This is a genomic window from Nocardia sp. AB354 (assembly GCF_049538315.1).
Lineage (GTDB): Bacteria > Actinomycetota > Actinomycetes > Mycobacteriales > Mycobacteriaceae > Nocardia > Nocardia nova.
In genome coordinates this window covers 212,757-232,875 of record NZ_JBMVFU010000011.1, presented here as the reverse complement: position 1 = coordinate 232,875, position 20,119 = coordinate 212,757, and the positions used below count along the sequence as shown (strand labels likewise).

The 20,119-nt window shown below is 67.2% G+C and carries 20 protein-coding genes; 10 read left to right on the top strand and 10 right to left on the bottom strand.

Features of this window, described 5'->3' with window-relative positions:
• Positions 1-4: 4 nt before the first annotated feature.
• From ACPCUW_RS18540 to ACPCUW_RS18505, 8 genes are all read right to left on the bottom strand, one after another.
• Positions 5-457 (bottom strand): DUF350 domain-containing protein, encoded by a 453-nt coding sequence (locus ACPCUW_RS18540; protein WP_423426117.1) that lies wholly within the window; start codon positions 455-457, stop codon positions 5-7.
• Positions 458-493: 36 nt separating this feature from the next.
• Entirely contained in the window at positions 494-1,660 is a 1,167-nt protein-coding gene (locus ACPCUW_RS18535) for a glutathionylspermidine synthase family protein (RefSeq protein WP_063018044.1), read from the bottom strand.
• Positions 1,661-2,653, bottom strand: coding sequence for a hypothetical protein (locus tag ACPCUW_RS18530; RefSeq protein WP_423426115.1), 993 nt, complete (start codon positions 2,651-2,653; stop codon positions 1,661-1,663).
• A gap of 24 nt (positions 2,654-2,677) precedes the next feature.
• Positions 2,678-2,959: an acylphosphatase gene (locus tag ACPCUW_RS18525; protein ID WP_030513032.1), complete on the bottom strand. Its 282-nt coding sequence runs from the start codon at positions 2,957-2,959 to the stop codon at positions 2,678-2,680.
• A complete protein-coding gene (locus ACPCUW_RS18520; protein ID WP_104365941.1) occupies positions 2,956-3,471 on the bottom strand; it encodes an OsmC family protein in 516 nt (171 codons plus the stop codon). Before ACPCUW_RS18520 ends, ACPCUW_RS18525 begins: the two co-directional genes overlap by 4 nt.
• A 117-nt stretch (positions 3,472-3,588) precedes the next feature.
• Entirely contained in the window at positions 3,589-4,296 is a 708-nt protein-coding gene (locus ACPCUW_RS18515; RefSeq protein ID WP_063018042.1) for a response regulator, read from the bottom strand.
• A 67-nt stretch (positions 4,297-4,363) separates the two neighbouring features.
• Positions 4,364-6,886 (bottom strand): sensor histidine kinase, encoded by a 2,523-nt coding sequence (locus tag ACPCUW_RS18510; RefSeq protein ID WP_063018040.1) that lies wholly within the window; start codon positions 6,884-6,886, stop codon positions 4,364-4,366.
• Positions 6,883-7,029 carry a hypothetical protein gene (locus ACPCUW_RS18505; protein WP_156055458.1) on the bottom strand — a complete coding sequence of 49 codons (147 nt, stop codon included), beginning with the start codon at positions 7,027-7,029 and terminating at the stop codon, positions 6,883-6,885. The genes ACPCUW_RS18510 and ACPCUW_RS18505 overlap by 4 nt, the downstream gene beginning before the upstream one ends.
• Positions 7,030-7,403: 374 nt before the next feature.
• On the opposite strand from ACPCUW_RS18505, the gene kdpF reads away from it, so the two are divergent.
• The 4 genes from kdpF to ACPCUW_RS18485 are packed head-to-tail and all read left to right on the top strand — an operon-like array spanning position 7,404 to position 12,241.
• The gene (gene kdpF, locus ACPCUW_RS18500) at positions 7,404-7,490 is read left to right on the top strand and encodes a K(+)-transporting ATPase subunit F (RefSeq protein ID WP_104363013.1); all 87 of its coding nucleotides are present in this window, start codon (positions 7,404-7,406) and stop codon (positions 7,488-7,490) included.
• Positions 7,491-9,161 (top strand): potassium-transporting ATPase subunit KdpA, encoded by a 1,671-nt coding sequence (gene kdpA / locus ACPCUW_RS18495; RefSeq protein WP_423426114.1) that lies wholly within the window; start codon positions 7,491-7,493, stop codon positions 9,159-9,161.
• Between the two features lies 1 nt (position 9,162).
• Positions 9,163-11,316, top strand: a complete 2,154-nt coding sequence (kdpB, locus tag ACPCUW_RS18490) for a potassium-transporting ATPase subunit KdpB (protein WP_423426112.1) — start codon at positions 9,163-9,165, stop codon at positions 11,314-11,316.
• Positions 11,317-11,332: 16 nt separating this feature from the next.
• Positions 11,333-12,241: a potassium-transporting ATPase subunit C gene (locus tag ACPCUW_RS18485; RefSeq protein ID WP_423426143.1), complete on the top strand. Its 909-nt coding sequence runs from the start codon at positions 11,333-11,335 to the stop codon at positions 12,239-12,241.
• 51 nt (positions 12,242-12,292) lie between these two features.
• Here the strand turns inward: ACPCUW_RS18485 and ACPCUW_RS18480 are convergent, their stop codons facing one another.
• Positions 12,293-13,525, bottom strand: a complete 1,233-nt coding sequence (locus ACPCUW_RS18480; RefSeq protein WP_030513040.1) for a L,D-transpeptidase — start codon at positions 13,523-13,525, stop codon at positions 12,293-12,295.
• A gap of 356 nt (positions 13,526-13,881) precedes the next feature.
• On the opposite strand from ACPCUW_RS18480, the gene ACPCUW_RS18475 reads away from it, so the two are divergent.
• From ACPCUW_RS18475 to thpD, 6 genes are all read left to right on the top strand, one after another.
• Complete coding sequence (locus ACPCUW_RS18475) at positions 13,882-14,592, top strand: response regulator transcription factor (protein ID WP_423426111.1); 711 nt, start codon at positions 13,882-13,884, stop codon at positions 14,590-14,592.
• Between the two features lie 40 nt (positions 14,593-14,632).
• A complete protein-coding gene (locus ACPCUW_RS18470) occupies positions 14,633-15,616 on the top strand; it encodes a HAMP domain-containing sensor histidine kinase (protein WP_423426110.1) in 984 nt (327 codons plus the stop codon).
• A 169-nt stretch (positions 15,617-15,785) separates the two neighbouring features.
• Entirely contained in the window at positions 15,786-16,235 is a 450-nt protein-coding gene (ectA, locus tag ACPCUW_RS18465) for a diaminobutyrate acetyltransferase (RefSeq protein WP_228794116.1), read from the top strand.
• 12 nt (positions 16,236-16,247) lie between these two features.
• Positions 16,248-17,510 (top strand): diaminobutyrate--2-oxoglutarate transaminase, encoded by a 1,263-nt coding sequence (gene ectB, locus ACPCUW_RS18460; protein WP_423426109.1) that lies wholly within the window; start codon positions 16,248-16,250, stop codon positions 17,508-17,510.
• 2 nt (positions 17,511-17,512) lie between these two features.
• Positions 17,513-17,905 (top strand): ectoine synthase, encoded by a 393-nt coding sequence (locus tag ACPCUW_RS18455; RefSeq protein WP_030513045.1) that lies wholly within the window; start codon positions 17,513-17,515, stop codon positions 17,903-17,905.
• Positions 17,906-17,932: 27 nt separating this feature from the next.
• Positions 17,933-18,814: an ectoine hydroxylase gene (gene thpD / locus ACPCUW_RS18450; protein WP_063018028.1), complete on the top strand. Its 882-nt coding sequence runs from the start codon at positions 17,933-17,935 to the stop codon at positions 18,812-18,814.
• 177 nt (positions 18,815-18,991) lie between these two features.
• On the opposite strand, the gene ACPCUW_RS18445 is transcribed toward thpD, so the two are convergent.
• Positions 18,992-20,116: an acyl-CoA dehydrogenase family protein gene (locus ACPCUW_RS18445; protein WP_423426106.1), complete on the bottom strand. Its 1,125-nt coding sequence runs from the start codon at positions 20,114-20,116 to the stop codon at positions 18,992-18,994.
• Positions 20,117-20,119 lie beyond the last annotated feature (3 nt).

The following is a 20,119-nucleotide window of genomic DNA, read 5'->3' as shown; positions in this document are numbered from 1 at the left end:
CCGCTCAGAGGATCGCGAACGCGACGACCATGCCGATCGCCAGATGCGCGGCGGCCACCAGCAGCGACTGAATCTGGTAGCCGGACGATTTCAGCAGATCGCCGATGTGCAGGCCGACCAGCCATTCGAGCAGCCGGATGGAGACCACCTGCGCGATGATGCCCACCAGCCCGTAGATGCCGGTGGCGATCAGGCCCTCGACGAGCCGGCCGCCGGAGGAGTAGATCGCCAGCACCACGATCAACGCCATACTCACCATTCCCGCGGAGGCGATGACGACCGCGTTCGGATTACCGGCGGCGACCATCTTGCGCAGCGGTCCGGGCGTGGAACTGTCGATGGCCTGGAATCCGATCAGCATCAGGGCCAGACCCAGCACCGCGTACAGCGCGATCGCGCCGACGCCGTGCCCGACGGAGCTCCAATACCCTGATTCGAGCGCGAGGGTGGACGACACAGATTCCTCCGGTGATGTTGATCGAGTCGCTGAATGCTACTTGGTCGGAATGCGATGCGGAACGAAGGTGGAGCCGTCGTCGGTGATCAGGCCGGGGGATTCGCGGATGCCGAGACCGGCCGAGGTGTCGCCGACGATCCAGGCGCCCAGGACCGGCCGCAGGCCGTCGAAATCCGGTAGCGGATCGAGAAGTTGGTAGACGAACCCCTCCTCGCCGTACACGCCGCCGGTCGAGGTCTCCATCCCGGCGCCGACGATGGTCATATTGGCGCCCTCGCGGCCCAGCTTCGGTTTGCGAATGTACTCGGTGAGCTCGTGCGGGTCGTCGAGATAGGCCGGCAGCAGATTCGGATGCCCGGGATACATCTCCCACAGCACCGCCAGCAGCGCCTTGTTGGACAGCAGCGTCTTCCAGAGGGGTTCGACCCAGGCGGTCTCGGGGATGGAGTCCACCACGCGCTTTCCGAAATCGTCGTCGAGCGCCCACTCCCACGGATACAGCTTGAAGATCGAACCGATCGGCGCCTCGGCCAGATCGACGAAACGCTCCAGCTCGGTATCGAATCCGATCTCCTCGATCGGCAGCGCGATGGTGTCGAAACCGGCCTCGGCGGCGGTCTCCTGCATATACGCGGTGGTCACATTGTCCTCGCCGGAGGCGTCGGCCGAGGACCAGGTGAAGTGCAGCTGATTGGTAGGCAGCTGGTCGAGCAGCTCGCCCCAGCGCTCGACCAGGCGCTCGTGCAGCGAATTCCACTGGTCGTCGTCGGGGTAGACGTCGGTGAGCCAGTGCCACTGCACGATGGCCGCTTCCAGCAGCGAGGTCGGCGTATCGGCGTTGTACTCCAGCAGTTTCGCCGGACCGCGGCCGTCGTAGCGCAGATCGAAACGCCCGTAGACGTACGGGTCGCTGCGATGCCACGACTTCTTGATCGGCTCCCAACTCCATTCGGGCAGGCCGAAATCGGCGAAGCGCTCGGTGAGCACGATCTGCTCGACCGCGTGCAGGCACATCGAATGCAGCACCTCGACCTGGGCCTCGAGTGCGAGGATCTCGTCGAGATCGAATTCGTAGTGCACCGATTCGTCCCAGTACGGGCGCGACTGTCCGTTCGCGTCGCGGCCGGGCGAGCCGAATACCAGCCCTTGATCGGCGATGATCTTCTGCCAGCCGGTACGTTGCCGGTTGCGCATCCGACGCATCTAGGAGCCTCCACTGGTGGAACCGGATTTACTGCCGAGACCGCCTCGTACGACGGTCCCGCTCTTGGTGCTGACGGTGGCCTTCTTCGGCGCGACCGTGCTGCCGCCGACGGGCGCACGCCCGACGGTGTTGTTGCCGCCGTAGTAGTAGCGGTACTGGTGGCCGTTGTAGAGGAAGATGCCGGGCCCGAGCCCGCCACCGCCGTAATAGCCGCCGGTACTCGCGTAGGACTGGGCGCGCACACAGTCGTCGTCGGGTACGACCTGCTGTTGCCCGTTGTCGTCGGTGATGCAGTAGGCGGTCACGTTCGCGGGCCGGTGTGCGGCCTGGTAGGCGAGATATCCGGTGCCGACCACCGCGGCGATGCCGGCCACCGCCACGCCGCCGATGAGCAGCCGTTTGCGCTTGCGCCGCTTGGTTTCCGCGGCCTCCGCCGCGGCCCGCTCCGCCTCTTCGGCGCGTTTGCGGGCCTTGTCGCGCGCCCGCGCCTCGGCCACCGTCGGCGGGCGGGGCTGGGTGACGCCGGCCTCCTGCCGCTGCATACTTCCGCGCAGGCGCCGGGGTCTGTCGGATTCGCCTGCGGCGCCGGAATTTTCACTCTCGGGATCGGCCGGCCCACCGGCATCGGCGCCGAAAGCGTTGTCCGACAGCGGGTTCGGCGCACCGGGAGTAGCCGGGCCGGGAATCGTCGAGGCCGGGTCGGGGAAGCCGGGCAGGATGGGCGTGCCGGGGAGAGTCGGCGCGGTCCGCGGATTCGGGAGGGTGGGGTCCGGTTCGCCCAGGCGTCTCGTCGGTTCCGCCTCGGATGCGCCGGTTTCGCGCTCGCCTTCGGGCTGCGCGCCGAAACGCACCGTCGGATCCGAGGCGCCGATTCCCTTCGACTCGCCGGATTCCGTGCCGCCCCCGGTGCTGTCTTCTCCCGCGGACGGGGTGTCGCGGGGGTCGTGCGAATCCCGATCCCCGGGTCCGCCGCCCGGCTCATGTGTTGCCAACGATCGACTCCTGTATCCCCGCCGCTACCGTTCCTCGAAGCCTGTGATTCCGCCGAGGGCGGCGCCCCAGTTTTCCACAACCAGGTCGACTCGACCAGGCGTGTCACCCGACCGCAACAATGCCAGCAAACGCTCGCACGCCGGTCGCGGACCCTCGGCGACCACGTGCACGCGCCCGTCCCGGGTGTTGCGGGCGTGGCCCACCAAACCGAGCTCCAGCGCCCGCGCTCGCGTCCACCAGCGGAACCCGACGCCCTGCACCAGACCGTGCACCCAGGCGCTGAGCCGGACGGGGTCGGGGCTCACGAGTCGATCTTGTCGATCTGGAACGTCAGATTCACCGTGGTGCCCGTCTTCAGCGTCCGTCCCACCGTGCACACCTTGTCGATGGCGCGCTGCACGGTGACCAGCAGGCGCTGGCGCCCGGCCTCGTCGAGTTCGGACAGGTCCAGTTCGACGATCTCGTTCAGTTCCGGATACACCTCGTTCTCGCGGTCGGCGTCGCCGGAGACGCGGATCGTGGTGTCGTAGGTCTCGCCCAGCCGGTTGGACAGCGGGAAGTCCGAACTCATCCCGGTGCAGGCGGCCAGCGCGATCTTCAGCAGCTCGCCCGGGGTGAAGACGCCCTCGACGCCGTCGGAGCCGATGAGTACCTCGGCTCCGCGCGAGCTGCGCCCGGTGTAGCGGCGGGTGCCGGTCCGCTCCACCCACAATTCGGTCACCGGCTTCGGCGCCTTGGTCTGCGGGGCGGCCGCGACGGTCGCGGGCTGCGCAGCGGCGGCGGTGGGTGCGGCGGAGTTGGCGGTCTGTTCGGACATACCGTCGATCCTGCCATCGTGCCCGGCGTATCCGCACCGCACACCGGCTTTCACCACGGCGTGTGGAGGCCGTTGTGTCCGATATCACCGGTTCTGCCGGGTGTGGCCGGGCTCGGATCAGGCTTGGAATCGGTACCCCATACCGGCCTCGGTGAGCAGATGTTTCGGCTGGGAAGGGTCGTCTTCGAGCTTGCGCCGCAGCTGCGCCAGATACACCCGGAGATAGTGGGTTTCGGTCGCATACGTCGGGCCCCACACCTCGCGCAGCAGTTCCCGGCGGCCCACCAGTTTGCCCTGATTGCGCACCAGCATTTCCAGCACACCCCATTCGGTGGGCGTGAGGTGGACGTCGCGGCCGCCGCGGATGACCTTCTTCGCCGCGAGATCGACGGTGAACGAGGACGTTTCCACGATCGGCGCCGACTCCTCGGCCGTCGAGGCGGAACGCCGCACCGCCGCCCGCAGGCGGGCCAGCAGTTCGTCCATGCCGAACGGTTTGGTGACGTAGTCGTCGGCGCCGGTGTCGAGGGCCTGCACCTTGTCCGAGGAATCGGTGCGGGCGGACAGCACGATCACCGGCATCGAACTCCAGCCGCGAATTCCGGCCAGTACCTCGACACCGTCGATATCGGGCAGGCCGAGATCCAGCACGACCACGTCGGGGTGTTTCTCCGCGGCCGCCCGCAGGGCCGCAGCGCCGGTGGCGGCGGTGATCACCTCGTAGCCACGCACCGACAGATTGATCCGCAGCGCGCGCAGGATCTGCGGTTCGTCGTCGACGACCAGCACGCGGGTCGCGGCCGGCGGTCGTTCGGCCGATGTCACGACGCCTCCTGTGTCTTGCGGGACACCCGCACCCGGTCGGCGGCGCGAGCGGGCTGCGCAGTATCGCTCACGACGCCTCCTGTGTCTCTCCTGCCGGCAACTCGATCACCATGGTCAGCCCACCTCCCGGCGTCGGTTCGGCGTGTACGGTCCCGCCCATCGCCTCGACGAATCCGCGGACCACCGACAGGCCCAGGCCCACACCGGTCGAATTGTCGCGGTCGCCCAATCGCTGGAACGGCTCGAACATCTGGTCCTCGAGTCCGGTCGGAACGCCCGGACCGTAGTCGACCACTGTGATGGATACCCGGCCGCCGTCGCGTTCGGCGCCAACCCGCACCGGTGTGTCGGGGACCGTCGTTCCGGCCGGCGCCGAGTAGCGCAGCGCGTTGTCGATCAAATTGGCCAGCACCCGTTCCAGCAGGCCGCTGTCGGCATAGACCGACACCTCGCCGACTTCGACCTTCACCCGGTCCATCGCCGCCTGCCGCACACCGCGGGTCCCCATCCCGACGCCGACGACCGCGCGGTTGACCACCTCCTCCAGGTAGACCTGTTTGAGGTTGGGTTCCACGGCGCCGGCCGCGAGCCGCGAGGAGTCGAGCAAATTGCCGACGAGCGCGGTGAGCTGATCGGTGGATTCCTCGATGGTTTCCAGTAATTCGGCGGTATCTGCGGGGGAGAACTGCACGTCCTCGCTGCGCAGACTCGATACCGCCGCCTTGGCCGCGGCCAGCGGCGTGCGCAGGTCGTGGCTGACCGCCGACAGCAGTGCGCGGCGCAGCCGGTCGGCCGCCATCACACCGGCGGCCGCCTGGGCCTGGTCGGCGAGTTCACGCTGGCGCACGAGCCCGGCCGCCTGCCCGGCCACCGCGGCGAGCACCCGGCGGTCCCCGGGTGTCAGCGCGCGCCCGCTGAGCAGCAGCCAGTGTTCCTCGTCGCCGGCTCCGATCGCGGTATCGGCGGCGCCGGGGGTGCGCGCCGGATCGTCACCGACGCAGGCGATCACCTCGGCGTCGCTGACGAAACTCACCGCCCGCTGACGGTAGATCTCGCGGGCGCGCTCGAGCAGATCGGGCAGGTCGGCGCCGTGCAGGATCGCGCCGGCGAACAGGGTCAGCAACTCGGCTTCGCGCGAGGCCGTGCGTGCCTCGCGGGTGCGATTGGCCGAGATGTCGACCAGCGCCGCGACCGCCACGGCAACCCCCGCCATCACGACGATGGTGAGGAAATTGTTGGGTTCGGCGATGGTGAGGCTGTGGCGTGGGGTGGTGAAGAACCAATTCAGCAGCAACCCGCCCAGCACCGCCGACAGCGCGGCCGGTGCGACACCGCCCAGCAACGCGACCGCGATCACGCCGATGAAGTACATCGCGCTCTCACCGGCCAGATCCAGTCGCGAATCCAGCCACAGATAGCAGACCAGGGTGATCAGGGTGGGCACGACCAGCGCAGCCAGCCACGACACGGTCGGTCGCTGCCGCCGCAGCAGGGCCGACCAGCGCAGCCCTCGTTGCGCTTCCTCGTGGGTGACCATGTGGACGTCGATGGTTCCCGAGCGCTGCACCACGGTCGCGCCGATGCCCTGGTCGAGAATCCGCGCCCACCGCGAGCGCCGTGAGGTGCCCACCACCAGCTGGGTGGCGTTGACCTGCCGGGCGAAATCCAGCAGGGCGTTCGGCACGTTCTCGCCGGTCACCGTGTGCAGGCTGGAACCGAGCCCGGCGGCGAGCTCACGCAACCGGTGCAGCCGTTGCGCCGACACCCCGGCCAGCCCGTCGCCGCGCACGACGTGCACGACGATCAGCTCGGCACTGGATTTGGTGGCGATGCGGCTCGCGCGTCGCACGATCGTCTCCGATTCCGGCCCGCCGGTCACCGCGACGACCACGCGTTCGCGCGCCTCCCAGGTCGCGGTGATCTTGTGGTCGGCACGGTATTTGGCCAGCGCCGCGTCGACCTGATCGGCCAGCCACAACAGGGCCAGTTCGCGCAGCGCGGTGAGGTTGCCGGGCCGGAAGTAGTTGCGCAGCGCCGCGTCGACCTTGTCGGCGGTATAGACGTTGCCGTGGGAAAGCCTGCGCCGCAATGCCTCCGGGGTGATGTCGACCAGTTCGACCTGGTCGGCGCCGCGTACCACCCAATCCGGGACGGTTTCGCGTTGCACCACGCCGGTGATCTGCTCGACGACGTCGTTGAGGCTGTCCAGATGCTGGACGTTGACCGTGGAGATGACATCGATACCGGCGTCGAGCAGTTCGTGGACGTCCTGCCAGCGCTTCTCGTTCTTCGATCCCGGCACGTTCGTATGCGCGAGTTCGTCCACCAGGGCCACGGCCGGCGCCCGCCGCAGCACCGCGTCGAGATCCAGCTCGGGCAGGGTCGTGCCGCGGTAGGTGCGCATCGCCGGCGGTATCCGTTCGATGCCCTCGAGCAGTTCCGCGGTCTTGCTGCGGCCGTGGGTTTCCACCACCGCGGCGACCACGTCGCGGCCACGGCTTATCCGCCGATGCGCCTCGCCGAGCATCGCGTAGGTCTTTCCCACGCCGGGCGCGGCCCCGAGGTAGATGCGTAGTTGTCCGCGCTTCACAGGTCCATCATCGCGCGATTCGGACGACGTGGACGGCGCGAAACCCGGACGACCCGGGTGGTGCGCCCGCCGGCCACGCGCAGACCCAGCGCGCAGCTGACGAAGACGATGATCACCATCGCCGCGACCGCGAAATCCGGCACTGTCTTCTCCTCACGACCCCGATGATTGCCGATGTGCCGGTCGACTGGGCGAACCGGACAACACACTGTGCACCTGCGCGGGTGATCGTTCGCCGATCTTGACGCTTTCTTGACGGGGCCGGTGCTGACTTTGACGGCGCGTTCGCGGACGCTGGAGGGACGTAAGCACCTCGTCAAAGCCGTCGTCCGCGCCGCTAAGAAGCCGTCAAGGCCGTCGAGAACGGACCGTTCGAGACGCTTGACTCTCTGGCGGCGCATCCGCTCCGGATGCCGTCAACAGAGAGGTTTGCACTTATGTCTGTCGCGGTGTTCACCGTCGTGACCGTGGCGATCTTCGCCCTGCTCGGCCTGCTCCAACGGGGGGTGGAACGGCTGTGATCGAGAACATCGTCGGTCTGATCCTGGCGCTCGGCGTCGCCGTTTACATGATCGCGGCGCTGCTGTTCCCGGAGAGGTTCTAGGTGAGCACAACCACTGCCGGGGTCGTCTTCGTGGCGACCCTGATCATCGCGCTCGCGGCGGTCCACATCCCGCTCGGCGACTACATGTACCGGGTGTATTCGGGCACGAAACACTCGCGCGCCGAACGCCTCCTCTATCGCGCCATCGGGGTCCAGCCCGGAGTGGAGCAGACCTGGGGCGTCTACGCCCGCAGCGTGCTGGCCTTCTCCGCGGTGAGCGTTCTGGCGCTGTTCTTCCTGCAGCTGATTCAAGGCCACCTGCCGTTGCATCTGCACGAGCCCGGGACCGAGATGACCGCGGCGCTGGCGTGGAATACCGCGATCAGCTTCGTCACCAACACCAACTGGCAGAACTACGCCGGTGAGTCGACGCAGGGACATCTGGTCCAGATGGCGGGCCTGGCCGTGCAGAACTTCGTCTCGGCCGCGGTCGGGATGGCGGTCGCGGTCGCGCTGGTGCGCGGGTTCGCTCGCCGCCACACCGGCGACCTCGGCAACTTTTGGGTCGACCTCGTGCGCGGCACCCTCCGGATCCTGCTGCCCATCGCGTTCGTATTCGCGATCGTGCTGGTCGCCGGTGGCGCGATCCAGAACTTCCACCTGCACGACCAGGTCGCGCAGACGATCACCGGTGCGACGCAGACGATTCCGGGCGGGCCGGTCGCCTCGCAGGAGAGCATCAAGGAGCTGGGCACCAACGGTGGCGGCTTCTTCAACGTCAACTCCGCGCACCCGTTCGAAAACCCGACGGCCTGGACCAACTGGGTCGAGATCTTCCTGATCCTGCTGATCGCCTTCTCGCTGCCGCGGACCTTCGGCCGCATGGTGGGCAGCACCAGGCAGGGTTTTGCGATCGCGTCGGTGATGGGCGTGCTCGCGCTGATCAGCGTGACGCTGACCAACTTCCTGCAGTTGCGCCATCACGGCACCGTGCCGACGGCGGTCGGCTCGGCGCTCGAGGGCGTCGAAACACGGTTCGGCGTAGCCGATTCCGCGACCTTCGCCGCGTCCACGACGCTGACCTCCACCGGTGCCGTCGACTCCGCCCACGATTCCTACACCAGCCTCGGCGGCATGATGACCATGGTGAACATGCAGCTGGGCGAGGTCGCGCCCGGCGGTGTCGGATCGGGTCTGTACGGGATGCTGATCCTGGCGGTGATCACCGTATTCGTCGCCGGGCTGATGGTCGGGCGCACACCGGAATATCTCGGCAAGAAGATCACCCCGCGCGAAATCAAGTTCGCCGCATCGTATTTCCTGATCACACCGCTGATCGCGCTGGTGGGCACCGCGATCGCGATGGCGTTGCCGGGCGAGCGCGCGGCCATGGCGAACTCCGGTCCACACGGCCTGTCGGAGGTGCTCTACGCCTTCACCTCGGCCGCCAACAACAACGGCTCGGCCTTCGCCGGGCTCAGCGGCAACACCGTCTGGTGGAATACCGCCCTCGGCCTGGCGATGGTGTTCGGCCGGTTCGTTCCCATCATCCTGGTGCTCGCGCTGGCCGGATCGCTGGCCGCCCAGGGCCATACGCCCGAATCGATCGGCACGTTGCCGACGCACCGGCCGCAGTTCGTCGGCATGGTCGCCGGCGTGACGCTGATCCTGGTCGCCCTGACCTTCCTGCCCATGCTGGCGCTCGGGCCGCTCGCCGAAGGAATCCACTGACATGACCGCTCCGACAACCGATTCCGTGGCCACCCCGCGCGGTGCCGAGCCTTCCTCGCGCCGGAAGTCCCGGGGCATGTTCGATCCGGCGCTGCTGGCGCGGTCGCTGCCCGAGGCCCTGCGCAAACTGGATCCGCGCACGCTGTGGCGCAATCCGGTGATGCTGATCGTGGAGATCGGCGCCCTGTGGTCCACGATCCTCGCCGTCGCCCATCCCACGGTCTTCGCGTGGGCGATCGTGATCTGGCTGTGGCTGACGGTGATCTTCGCCAACCTGGCCGAGGCCGTCGCCGAGGGCCGCGGTAAGGCCCAGGCCGATACGCTGCGAAAAGCCAAGACCGACACCGTCGCCCGGCGGCTGGTGAACTGGCATCCGGGCGCCGAGGCGCCGGTCGAGGAGCGGGTCCCCGCACCCGAACTGCGGCGCGGCGACTATGTCGTGGTCGAGGCCGGGCAGGTGGTCCCGGGTGACGGCGACGTCGTCGAGGGCATCGCCTCGGTCGACGAATCGGCGATCACCGGGGAATCCGCGCCGGTGATCCGCGAATCCGGCGGCGACCGGTCCGCGGTCACCGGCGGCACCACCGTGCTCTCGGACCGCATCGTCGTCGAGATCACCCAGGAGCCGGGCGGCAGTTTCATCGACAAGATGATCGCGCTGGTAGAGGGCGCCAGCCGGCAGAAGACACCCAACGAGATCGCGCTGAACATCCTGCTGGCCGCGTTGACGATCATCTTCGTGTTCGCGGTCGTGACGTTGCAGCCGCCGGCCATCTTCTCCAAGGTGAACAATCCGGGGGTCGGCGACAGCGCGGCGCTGAACGCGCACGGCATCACCGGCATCGTCATGGTGTCGCTGCTGGTCTGCCTGATTCCCACCACGATCGGCGCATTGCTGTCGGCGATCGGCATCGCGGGCATGGACCGCCTCGTCCAGCGCAATGTGCTGGCGATGTCGGGTCGCGCGGTCGAGGCCGCCGGCGATGTGAACACGCTGCTGCTCGACAAGACCGGCACCATCACCCTCGGCAACCGGCAGGCGTCGAGCTTCGTCGCCATGCCGGGCGTCACCGAGGACGAGATGGCCGACGCCGCACAGCTTTCCAGCCTGGCCGACGAAACACCCGAGGGCCGCTCGATCGTGGTGTTCGCGAAATCCGCATACGGCAAACGCGAACGCACCCCTGGTGAGCTCGCGGGTGCGAACTGGGTGGAGTTCACCGCCCAGACCCGGATGTCGGGGGTGGATCTGCGGGACGGGCATCGGTTGCGCAAGGGCGCCGCGAGTGCGGTCACGGAATGGGTTCGGGTCCATGGTGGTTCGGTACCGGAGGACGTCGGGCGGACCGTGGACGGCATCTCCGCCTCCGGCGGGACACCGCTCGTGGTCGGCGAACTGCTCGACGGGAACGCCCGGCTGCTGGGTGTGGTCCATCTGAAGGATGTGGTGAAACAGGGCATGCGGGAGCGCTTCGACGAGATGCGCCGCATGGGGATTCGCACCGTGATGATCACCGGCGACAACCCGCTGACCGCCAAGGCGATCGCGGACGAGGCCGGAGTCGACGACTTCCTGGCCGAGGCCACTCCCGAGGACAAGCTGGCGCTGATCAAGAACGAACAGGCCGGCGGGCGCCTGGTCGCCATGACCGGCGACGGCACCAACGACGCTCCGGCGCTGGCGCAGGCCGATGTCGGCGTCGCGATGAACACCGGAACGTCGGCGGCCAAGGAAGCCGGCAACATGGTCGATCTGGATTCGGATCCGACCAAGTTGATCGAAATCGTCGAGATCGGCAAACAGTTGCTGATCACCCGGGGCGCGCTGACGACCTTCTCCATCGCCAACGACATCGCGAAGTACTTCGCGATCATTCCCGCGCTGTTCGTGGCGTTGTTCCCCGGTCTGGCCGTGCTCAACGTGATGCGGTTGCACAGTCCGCAGTCGGCGATCCTGTCCGCGGTGATCTTCAACGCGATCGTCATCGTGGCGCTGATCCCGCTGGCTCTGCGCGGCGTCGACTATCGCCCCTCGAGTGCGTCGAAACTGCTCAGCCGCAATCTCGCCATCTACGGGGCGGGCGGCATCGTCGCCCCGTTCATCGGCATCAAACTCATCGACCTTGTCGTCCGATTCCTGCCTGGGATGTCCTGATATGCCTTCGTTCTCGATGCGATACACCACCTGGTTCCGTCAGCATCTGGCCGCCGTGCGGGCACTGCTCGTGCTGACGGTGATCACCGGAATCGCCTATCCGCTGGCCGTATTCGCGGTCGCGCAGTTGCCGGGCCTGCACAACCGGGCCGAAGGTTCGCTCGTCCACCGCGACGGGAAGCTGGTGGGCAGCAGCCTCATCGGTCAGGCGTTCACCGACGGCAACGGCACGGCGCTGCCGCAGTACTTCCAGACCCGCCCGTCGAATTCCGCCCCGGCCGACGGCAGCCGCCCCGACGGCTACGACCCGACCAACACCGGCTTCGGCAACAAAGGTCCCGAGGACGTCGTCGACACTCTGGCCGCCGACCCGTCGCAGACGAAGACCGGTTTGCTGACCACGGTCTGCACGCGCAGCAAACAGATCGGCGAGCGTGAGGGCGTCTCCGGGGCGCGCCCCTTCTGCACACCCGGCGGGGTCGGTGCGGTGCTGGCGGTCTTCGGCCCCCGCGACAGCCACGGGCAGGTCACCGCCCCCACGAAGGTCGTCAGCGTGAACGAGGCGTGCCCGGCGACGCCGTTCCAGGACGCCTACCGCGGGGTCCGGGTGGACTGTGCCGAGCCCGGAACGGACTATTCGGCCGGGCTGATCGTCCCCGTCCGCGGTGACGCGCCGGCCGATACCCCGGTGCCCTCCGACGCGGTCACCGCGTCGGGGTCCGGACTGGATCCGCACATCTCACCGCGCTACGCGCAGATCCAGAGCGCGCGGGTGGCGGCCGCCCGGGGTGTCACGGCCGAACAGGTCGCCGCTGTGGTGGCGGCACATACCGACGGTCGGGACCTGGGCTTCCTGGGAGAGCCCAGGGTCGACGTCCTCGGCCTGAATCTCGAGCTGGACCAGCGCTACCCGGCGCGGCGCTGAGGCTCGGCGCCCGCGAACACGACGTGCCGTGGCGATCGGTGCCGGTGGCGATCAGGAGTGCAGCGCGCTGCCCGCCACCCACTGATCCCACGGCACGATCCAGTCGCCGTTGTTCCACGACGGCAGCGGCGGGCCGCTGGTGTTGCGAACCTCGACCACATCACCCGGAACCGCGAAGTTGTAGAACCAGCGAGCGTTGTCCAGGTTCAGGTTCAGACAGCCGTGCGAGGTGTCGGTATTGCCCTGCGCCCAGACCGTGGAGTCGAGCTGGTGCAGGTAGATCCCGTCGCCACTGATCTGGGTGGCCCAGCCGATCGCCTCCTTGTAACCCAGGCGCGAGTTCACCGGCAGGCCGTAGCTGGAGGAATCCATGATCACCGGATTGCCCTTGCCCATCACGGTGTAGATGCCCGCGGGGGTGTTGAAGTAGATCGTCTTGCCGCCGACCTGCTCGCTGCCGCCGCGTCCCATCGAGGTGGGCATGGTGCGGATCAGTTTGCCGTTCTCGAACACCTGCACTTCGTGGGTGTTGTCGTCGGCGATGGAGACGTGCGAGTCGCCGATGGTGAAGCTGGTCTTGGAGTCCTCCTGGCCGAACAGGCCGGGACCCAGCTGCGCGCCGAAGATGTTCGCCGCGACGGTGACCTTGGTGCCGGGCTGCCAGTACTGCTGCGGGCGCCAGTGCGCGTTCTTGTCGTCGAGCCAGTACCACGAACCCTGGACCTGCGGTTCGGTCGTGACCGAGAGCCGCTTCTCGGCCGCCGCGCGGTCACCGACCGCCTCGTCGAAGTGGGCGACGATGACCGTGCCCACACCGTAGGTTCCGCCCTCGGCCAGCGGCTGTCCGCCGGTGGTGGTCAGATACGCCTTGACCTGGTTGCTGGGAGTGAGCGTGGTGAACGACGACGTCATCGGACCGCTGGGTCCGGTGACGGTGATGCCCTTGGCGGTCATGGTGTAGTTGTGCCCGTAACCGAGCGGGACCTTCGGTTTCCACGCGGTCCGCTCCGGATTGAGCGTGCCGTCGACCTGTTTGCCTTCTTCGTTGGTCAACGTCACATCCGTGAGGATGCCGTCGGTTGCGCTCACCTCGATGGTGCCGAGCGGATCGACGTCGGCACTACCCGTGGCCGGGACCATCGCAATGGCCGGCGCGGCGGGCCCCGGGGTGCCCCGCGTCGGATTCGACGCGGGATCCGGGGATGACGAGCACGCGGCCATCAGCGTCGTCACCAGGGCGATAACCCCGAGCGCAACACTGAATCGGCAGCGGCGAGTGGACATGGTGTCTCCTGCGTTAGCCGTGCGCCTGGGCAAGCCCCCGCAGCGCACCAATCGCCTTACTGTCTCGGTACGTAGTTTACGGGGCTTTTTCAGGTGCTTGCACCTCGGTGGTGTTGCCCCGTGTTTACGCATCGTCGCGCCGGGTACTCCAGTTACTGTTGTGTGCCCAGTGGGCGCTCAGTGACCGATCGACCGGCGTGCCCGGCGTCGTGTGGTCCGCCACCGATGTCTGTCAGGGATGTGTGGTTATGAGAGAACGGTGCGAGACCACAGGCTGCGCGGCCGCTCGCACTGCTGAGGAACGGACGGGTCGGGGAACCACGCTCCGATGACGCGCAGCTGGACGAGGTGTGACGATGAGTGCAAATTTGATGATCGTAGAGGACGACGACCGGGTCCGCAGTGCGCTGCGGCTGGCCATGGAGGACGAGGGCTACGACGTCGCCGAGGCCGAGGAGGCCGAGGATGCGCTCGTACATCTGCGTGACAACGGCGCACCGGATGTGATGATCGTGGATCTGATGCTGGGGGAGATGGACGGATTCACCTGTATTCGTGAGATTCGTCGCGATCACGACGTGCCGATCATCGTGGTCAGCGCGCGTGACGACACTCACGACGTCGTGGCCGCTCTGGAGGCCGGCGCCGACGACTTCGTCACCAAGCCGTTCGAGATCAAGGAGATCACCGCGCGGATGCGGGCGCTGCGCCGCCGCGCCCAGCAAACCGTGGAGCCGCCGGCCCCGCAGGAGGTCGTGCTCGACGCCTATCCCGAAGCGCCGCTGGTGCTTTCGGCCGACGGCGGCACTGTGCACCGCGGCGACGAGGAGTTGCACCTCACCCTCACCGAATTCCGGCTGCTGTGCGAACTGGCCGAGACTCCCGGGCGGGTGCTGTCGCGCAGCGTCCTGCTCGAAAGGGTCTGGGACCGTGGGTTCTTCGGTGACGAGCGGATCGTGGACGTGCACGTCCGGCGGCTGCGGACCAAGATCGAGCGCGACCCGTCGGAGCCGGCGATCGTGGTAACCGTGCGCGGGCTCGGCTACCGCCTCGATGTGCAGCGCTAGATTTCCGCGCCTGCCCCGCCGCCAGATTCTGCGCGGTCGCGTGATCGTCGCTTTCACCGTCACGGGCCTGGTCTCGGCCTTGCTGGCGGTGTTGATCGCGAGGATCGACGGCGGCGGATGGGGCACCGCACTGGCCTGCGCGCTCGGCGGCACCGTGATCGGCGCGATCTTCGGAATCTGGCTGTCACACCGTTTGCTGGAACCGTTGCGCCAGGTCACCGGCACCGCGGCCAAGATCGCCTCCGGTGAGCTCGGCACCCGGTTGCCCGATACCGACGATCCCGATCTCGCCCCGACCGTGGACGCGTTCAACACCATGGTCGACTCGCTGCAGAACCGCATCGATCGCGAGCGCCGGCTGGTCGGTGACGTGAGCCACGAGCTCCGCACCCCGCTGACCACGCTCACCACCAGCGTCGGAGTGATGTCGCGCTACGAGGATCAACTGCCGGAACGGTCGCGGCGGGCGCTGGAGCTGGTCCGCGCCGAACTCGACCATCTGCGCAGACTGCTCGACGATCTGCTGGCGCTGGCCCGGGCCGAGGCGCGGATGCACGGCGCCGACGCCGAACCGCTGTCGGTGCGCGAACTGCTCACCCACACCCTCGCGGAAATGCATTATTCACCGGATCTGCTGACCGTCGCCGACGACGGAATCGTGACCGGGCGAAAGCTCGAACTCGAGCGTGCCCTGGTGAATTTGCTCGAGAATGCGCAGCGGCACGGTGGCGGAGTGATCGCGGTGGGCGTCGCGCGCGCCGGCGACGAAATGGTGATCACGGTCGACGACGCCGGTCCGGGAGTCGCCCCGCAGGATCGGCAACGCATCTTCGAAAGATTCGTGACCGCCCGCCGCGGGAAACGGTCGGGCACCGGCATCGGATTGGCTTTGGTGGCCGAAACCGTGGCCGCCCACGGCGGCCGCGTGAAATGTGACGACCGTCCCGGCGGCGGGGCACGATTCATGGTGTGGTTGCCCACCGTGACGAAATTCACCGATCATACTTCTGTAACACAACCGTAAAGTAGCCGCACGATAGACCTCAACGTTCGCGGGCAATTCTGAAGAGGTGATGCAGACCCGAACGCGGAGTATGTCATTCAGTTCTCCGGCAACCGACGAGCGGAACGGCCGTCGGAACGTTTCGACCCAGACGCTGATTCGTCGGCCGCGGGTGGACGACGGAGCGCGGATGTGGCGAATCGCAGTGGATTCCCAAGTGCTCGACGCCAATTCGAGTTACGCGTATCTGCTCTGGAGTCGTGACTTCGCCTCGACCACCGTCGTGGCCGAAATCGACTCGGAGATAGCAGGATTCGTCACCGGATATCTGCGCCCGGAATCGCCGGACACGCTGTTCATCTGGCAGGTAGCCGTCGATCACGCCTTCCGCGGCCGCGGAGTGGGCGTAGCAATGCTGGATCGGCTCGTCGAAGACGTTGCCGACCAAGGTGTTTCGAAGTTGGAGACAACCGTTTCGCCGGACAACGAAGCCTCGCTGGCAATGTTCGCGTCACTGGCCCGGCGCCGTGACGCGGAAATGACGCGGGAGACGTTGTTCGAGCCAGAAGATTTTCCGGACGGGCACGAATCGGAGGACCTGTACCGGATCGCGCCACTGCAGAGTGACGCAAAACGATAGGAAGGATCATCGATGACCACCGCTGAGATGACCGTTTTCGAATCGCTCGAATCGAATGTCCGTGGATATTGCCGTTCCTGGCCCACGCTGTTCGACACCGCCTCCGGCGCTTGGCTGCGCGACGGTAGCGGACGTGATTACCTCGATTTCTTCGCGGGCGCCGGAGCGCTCAACTACGGGCACAACAATCCCGTTCTCAAAGAAGCATTGATCGATTACATCGCCCGTGACGGAATTACGCACGGACTCGATATGTCGACCGTCGCGAAGCGTGAATTGCTCGAGACGATCAACAAGGTTCTGCTGGATCCGCGCGGCCTCGATTACAAGGTCCAGTTCCCCGGCCCCACCGGTGCGAACGCGGTGGAATCGGCGCTGAAACTGGCCCGCAAGGTGACCGGCCGCACGTCGATTCTGAATTTCACCAACGCATTCCACGGCATGACCCTCGGTGCGCTCTCGGTGACCGGTAACGCGACCAAGCGCGCGGGCGCCGGAGTACCGTTGAATCACGTGAATCCGATGCCCTACGACGGGTATCTGGACGGCACCGACGATCTGGCATGGATGGAGCGGGTCCTCGATGACAATTCCTCCGGTGTGGACAAGCCCGCGGCGGTGATCGTGGAAACCGTGCAGGGTGAGGGCGGCGTGAACGTCGCTCGGGCGCAGTGGCTTCGGCACCTGTCGGAGCTGTGCGCCGCGCGCGGAATTCTGCTCATCGTCGACGACGTGCAGATGGGCTGCGGCCGGACCGGTCCGTTCTTCTCCTTCGAGATCGCCGGCATCACCCCGGACATCGTCACGCTGTCGAAGTCGATCGGCGGCTACGGCCTGCCGCTGGCGCTGGTGCTGATGAAGCGTGAGCTGGACCAGTGGGCGCCCGGTGAGCACAACGGCACCTTCCGCGGCAACAACCCGGCGTTCGTGACCGCCCGCGTGGCGCTCGAGCACTACTGGACCGACGACCGTCTCGAGGCCTCCACCGCCGCCAAGGGCGAGAAGATCCGAAAGTCGTTCGAGGCGCTCTCGGAGAACTTCGAGGGTGTCTCGACCCGCGGACGCGGGCTGGTGCAGGGACTGGTGTTCGACGACGCCTCGGAGGCGGGCAAGGTCAGCAGCATCGCCTTCGAGGAGGGCCTGCTGGTGGAGACCTCCGGCGCCGAAGACGAGGTGGTCAAGCTGCTGCCGCCGCTGACCATTACCGACGACGAACTCGACCATGGCCTGGGCATCCTGGACCGGGCGGTCGACATGGCCCGAGGAGGCAACTGACCATGATCGTGCGTACCACTGCCGAGATCACCGGAACCGACCGCGACGTCGCGGCCGAGGACTGGCGCAGCAAGCGGATCATCCTCGGCGGCGACGGGGTGGGTTTCTCCTTCCACGAGACGACGATTCAGCCGAACACCGTGCACGAGTTCCACTACCAGAACCACGTCGAAGCGGTGTGGCTGGTGGAGGGCGAGGGCACGCTCACGGATCTGACCAACGACGTCACCTACGACCTGGCGCCGGGAACGATGTACCTGCTCAACGGGCACGAGCGGCATCGGGTCGAGACCCGCACGCTGATGCGGATGCTGTGTGTGTTCAATCCGCCGGTCACGGGCAAGGAAGTTCACGACGAGAACGGTGTCTACCCGTTGGTGGCCGTAGGCGAGTAGTGATGTAGTGAGGAGGACGACGCCGCGATGACGTTGGCGGAGAGTCGAATCGACCGTTATCGGACCAGAACGGCCGTAGCGGTACCGCCGGTGGAGCGCACCGACCCCACGGTGTGGGGCACGGTGACCTCGCCGGAGCTGCAGAATTTCGATGCCGATGGGTACGCGATCCTCGACGAATTGCTGACCCCGATGGAGGTGGCCGATATCGCCGCCGACATCGATCGGCTGGCCGCCGATCCGGTGTTGCGTGCCGACGAGCGGGTGATCATCGAGAAGAAGTCGAACAGCGTTCGCTCGATCTTCGAGGTGCACAAGATCAGCGCCGTGGTAGCGGAGCTGGTGCGTGACGAGCGGATCGTCGGGATGGCTCGCCAGATTCTCGGTTCCGAGGTCTACATCCATCAGAGCCGGGTCAACTACATGCCCGGATTCGAGGGTGCCGGTTTCTACTGGCATTCGGATTTCGAGACCTGGCACGCCGAGGACGGGATGCCCTCACCGCGTGCGGTGAGCCTGTCGATCGCGCTGACCGACAACTACCCGTTCAACGGCAGCCTGATGCTGCTGCCGGGCTCGCACCGGCAGTTCATGCCGTGCCAGGGTGAGACTCCCGACGAGCACTACCGGGAATCGTTGCGCGAGCAGCAGATCGGGGTGCCTGCGCAGGAGGATCTGGCCCAACTGGCCGACAAGTACGGCATCGCGCAGTTTACCGGCGCACGAGGTTCGGCGCTGCTGTTCGATTCCAACATCATGCACGGCTCCTCGAACAACATCACCCCGTTCCCGCGCTCGAACGTCTTCCTGGTGTTCAACAGCGTGGAGAACACCCTCGAAGAACCGTATTCGGCCGGGCATCCGCGGCCGACCTACATCGCCTCGCGCGATTTCACCCCCGTGCGCTGAGCGGGGGTGACCCGATCACGTCGGGACCGATGATTGGCACGGGTTCGCTCCCGACGGTGGCGGGGCGAGCCCGGCATCCCCGGCGCGTTTTCGGCCGGAATCCGATTCGGATTCCGGCCGAAAACATGTCCGGGGCGCAGCGGTATGGGACCGCGCCCCGAAGATCGTGCGCGCCGCTCAGGCCCGCGTCAGCGCGGCGTAGCGGGCGATGTGCTGGTCCGCGGAACCCCATTCGGTGCGAATCGCGGTGAGCCGCTTGAAGAAATGCCCGATCGCGAGTTCCTCGGTCATGCCCATCGCGCCGTGCAGTTGCACCGCGTGCTGGCCGATGAAGCCGGCGGCGCGGGCGACGGTGGCCTTGGCCGCGGCGGCGGCCCGGGCGCGGACCTTCGGTTCGGCGTCGAGTTTCAGCGTCACCAGATAGGTGGCGGCCACGGCCTGTTCCAGCTCCAGATGCATATCGACCATGCGGTGTTGCAGCACCTGGAAACTGGCGATCGGCACGCCGAACTGGCGGCGCTGCTTGCTGTATTCGACGGTGTCGGCGAGTACCCGCCGCATGCCGCCCACGGCCTCTGCGCAGATGGCGGCGATCGCCTCATCGATCGAGCGCTCGACCGACGCGTCGGCCGTTCCCTCGTCGCCCAGCAGCGCATCGGCGGGAACCCGGACGGCGTCGAGAACCAGATCGGCCGCGCGGCGTTCGTCGATCGTGCGATACGGATGCTGCGTCAGACCGGCCGCATCGGCCGGCACCAGGAACAGCGATAGTCCCGCCGCGTCGGAGGTGCGTGCCGTCACCAGCAGGTGGGTCGCCAGCGGCGCAGTGGTCACCACCGCCTTGGCGCCGTCGAGGACCCAGTCGTCGCCGTCGCGGCGAGCGGTCGTGGCGACGCGCGCGGGGTCGTAGCCGGAGTCGGCTTCCAGGGCAGCGAAGGCCGTGATCACGGAACCGTCGACGATGCCGCGCAACAGTTCCCCGGCCCGGGCGCCACCCGCGCGGCGCAGCAGTCCGCCGCCCAGGACGGCGGTGTCGACATAGGGTTCGACGACCAAGGCGCCGCCGAGCGCCTCGGCGATGATCATGGTCTCGATGGGGCCGCCGTCGAATCCGCCCACGCTCTCGGGCAGGGCGGCGCCCAGGATGCCGACCTCCTCGGCGAAGCCACGCCAGATCTCGGGCTGGTGACCGGCGCCGACCCGTGCCGCGGCCCGGCTTTTCTCCAGATCGTAACGGGCGGCGAGAAATTCGGTGACCGTGTCACGGAGCAGTTGCTGTTCGGCAGTGAATTCGAAGTCCATCTC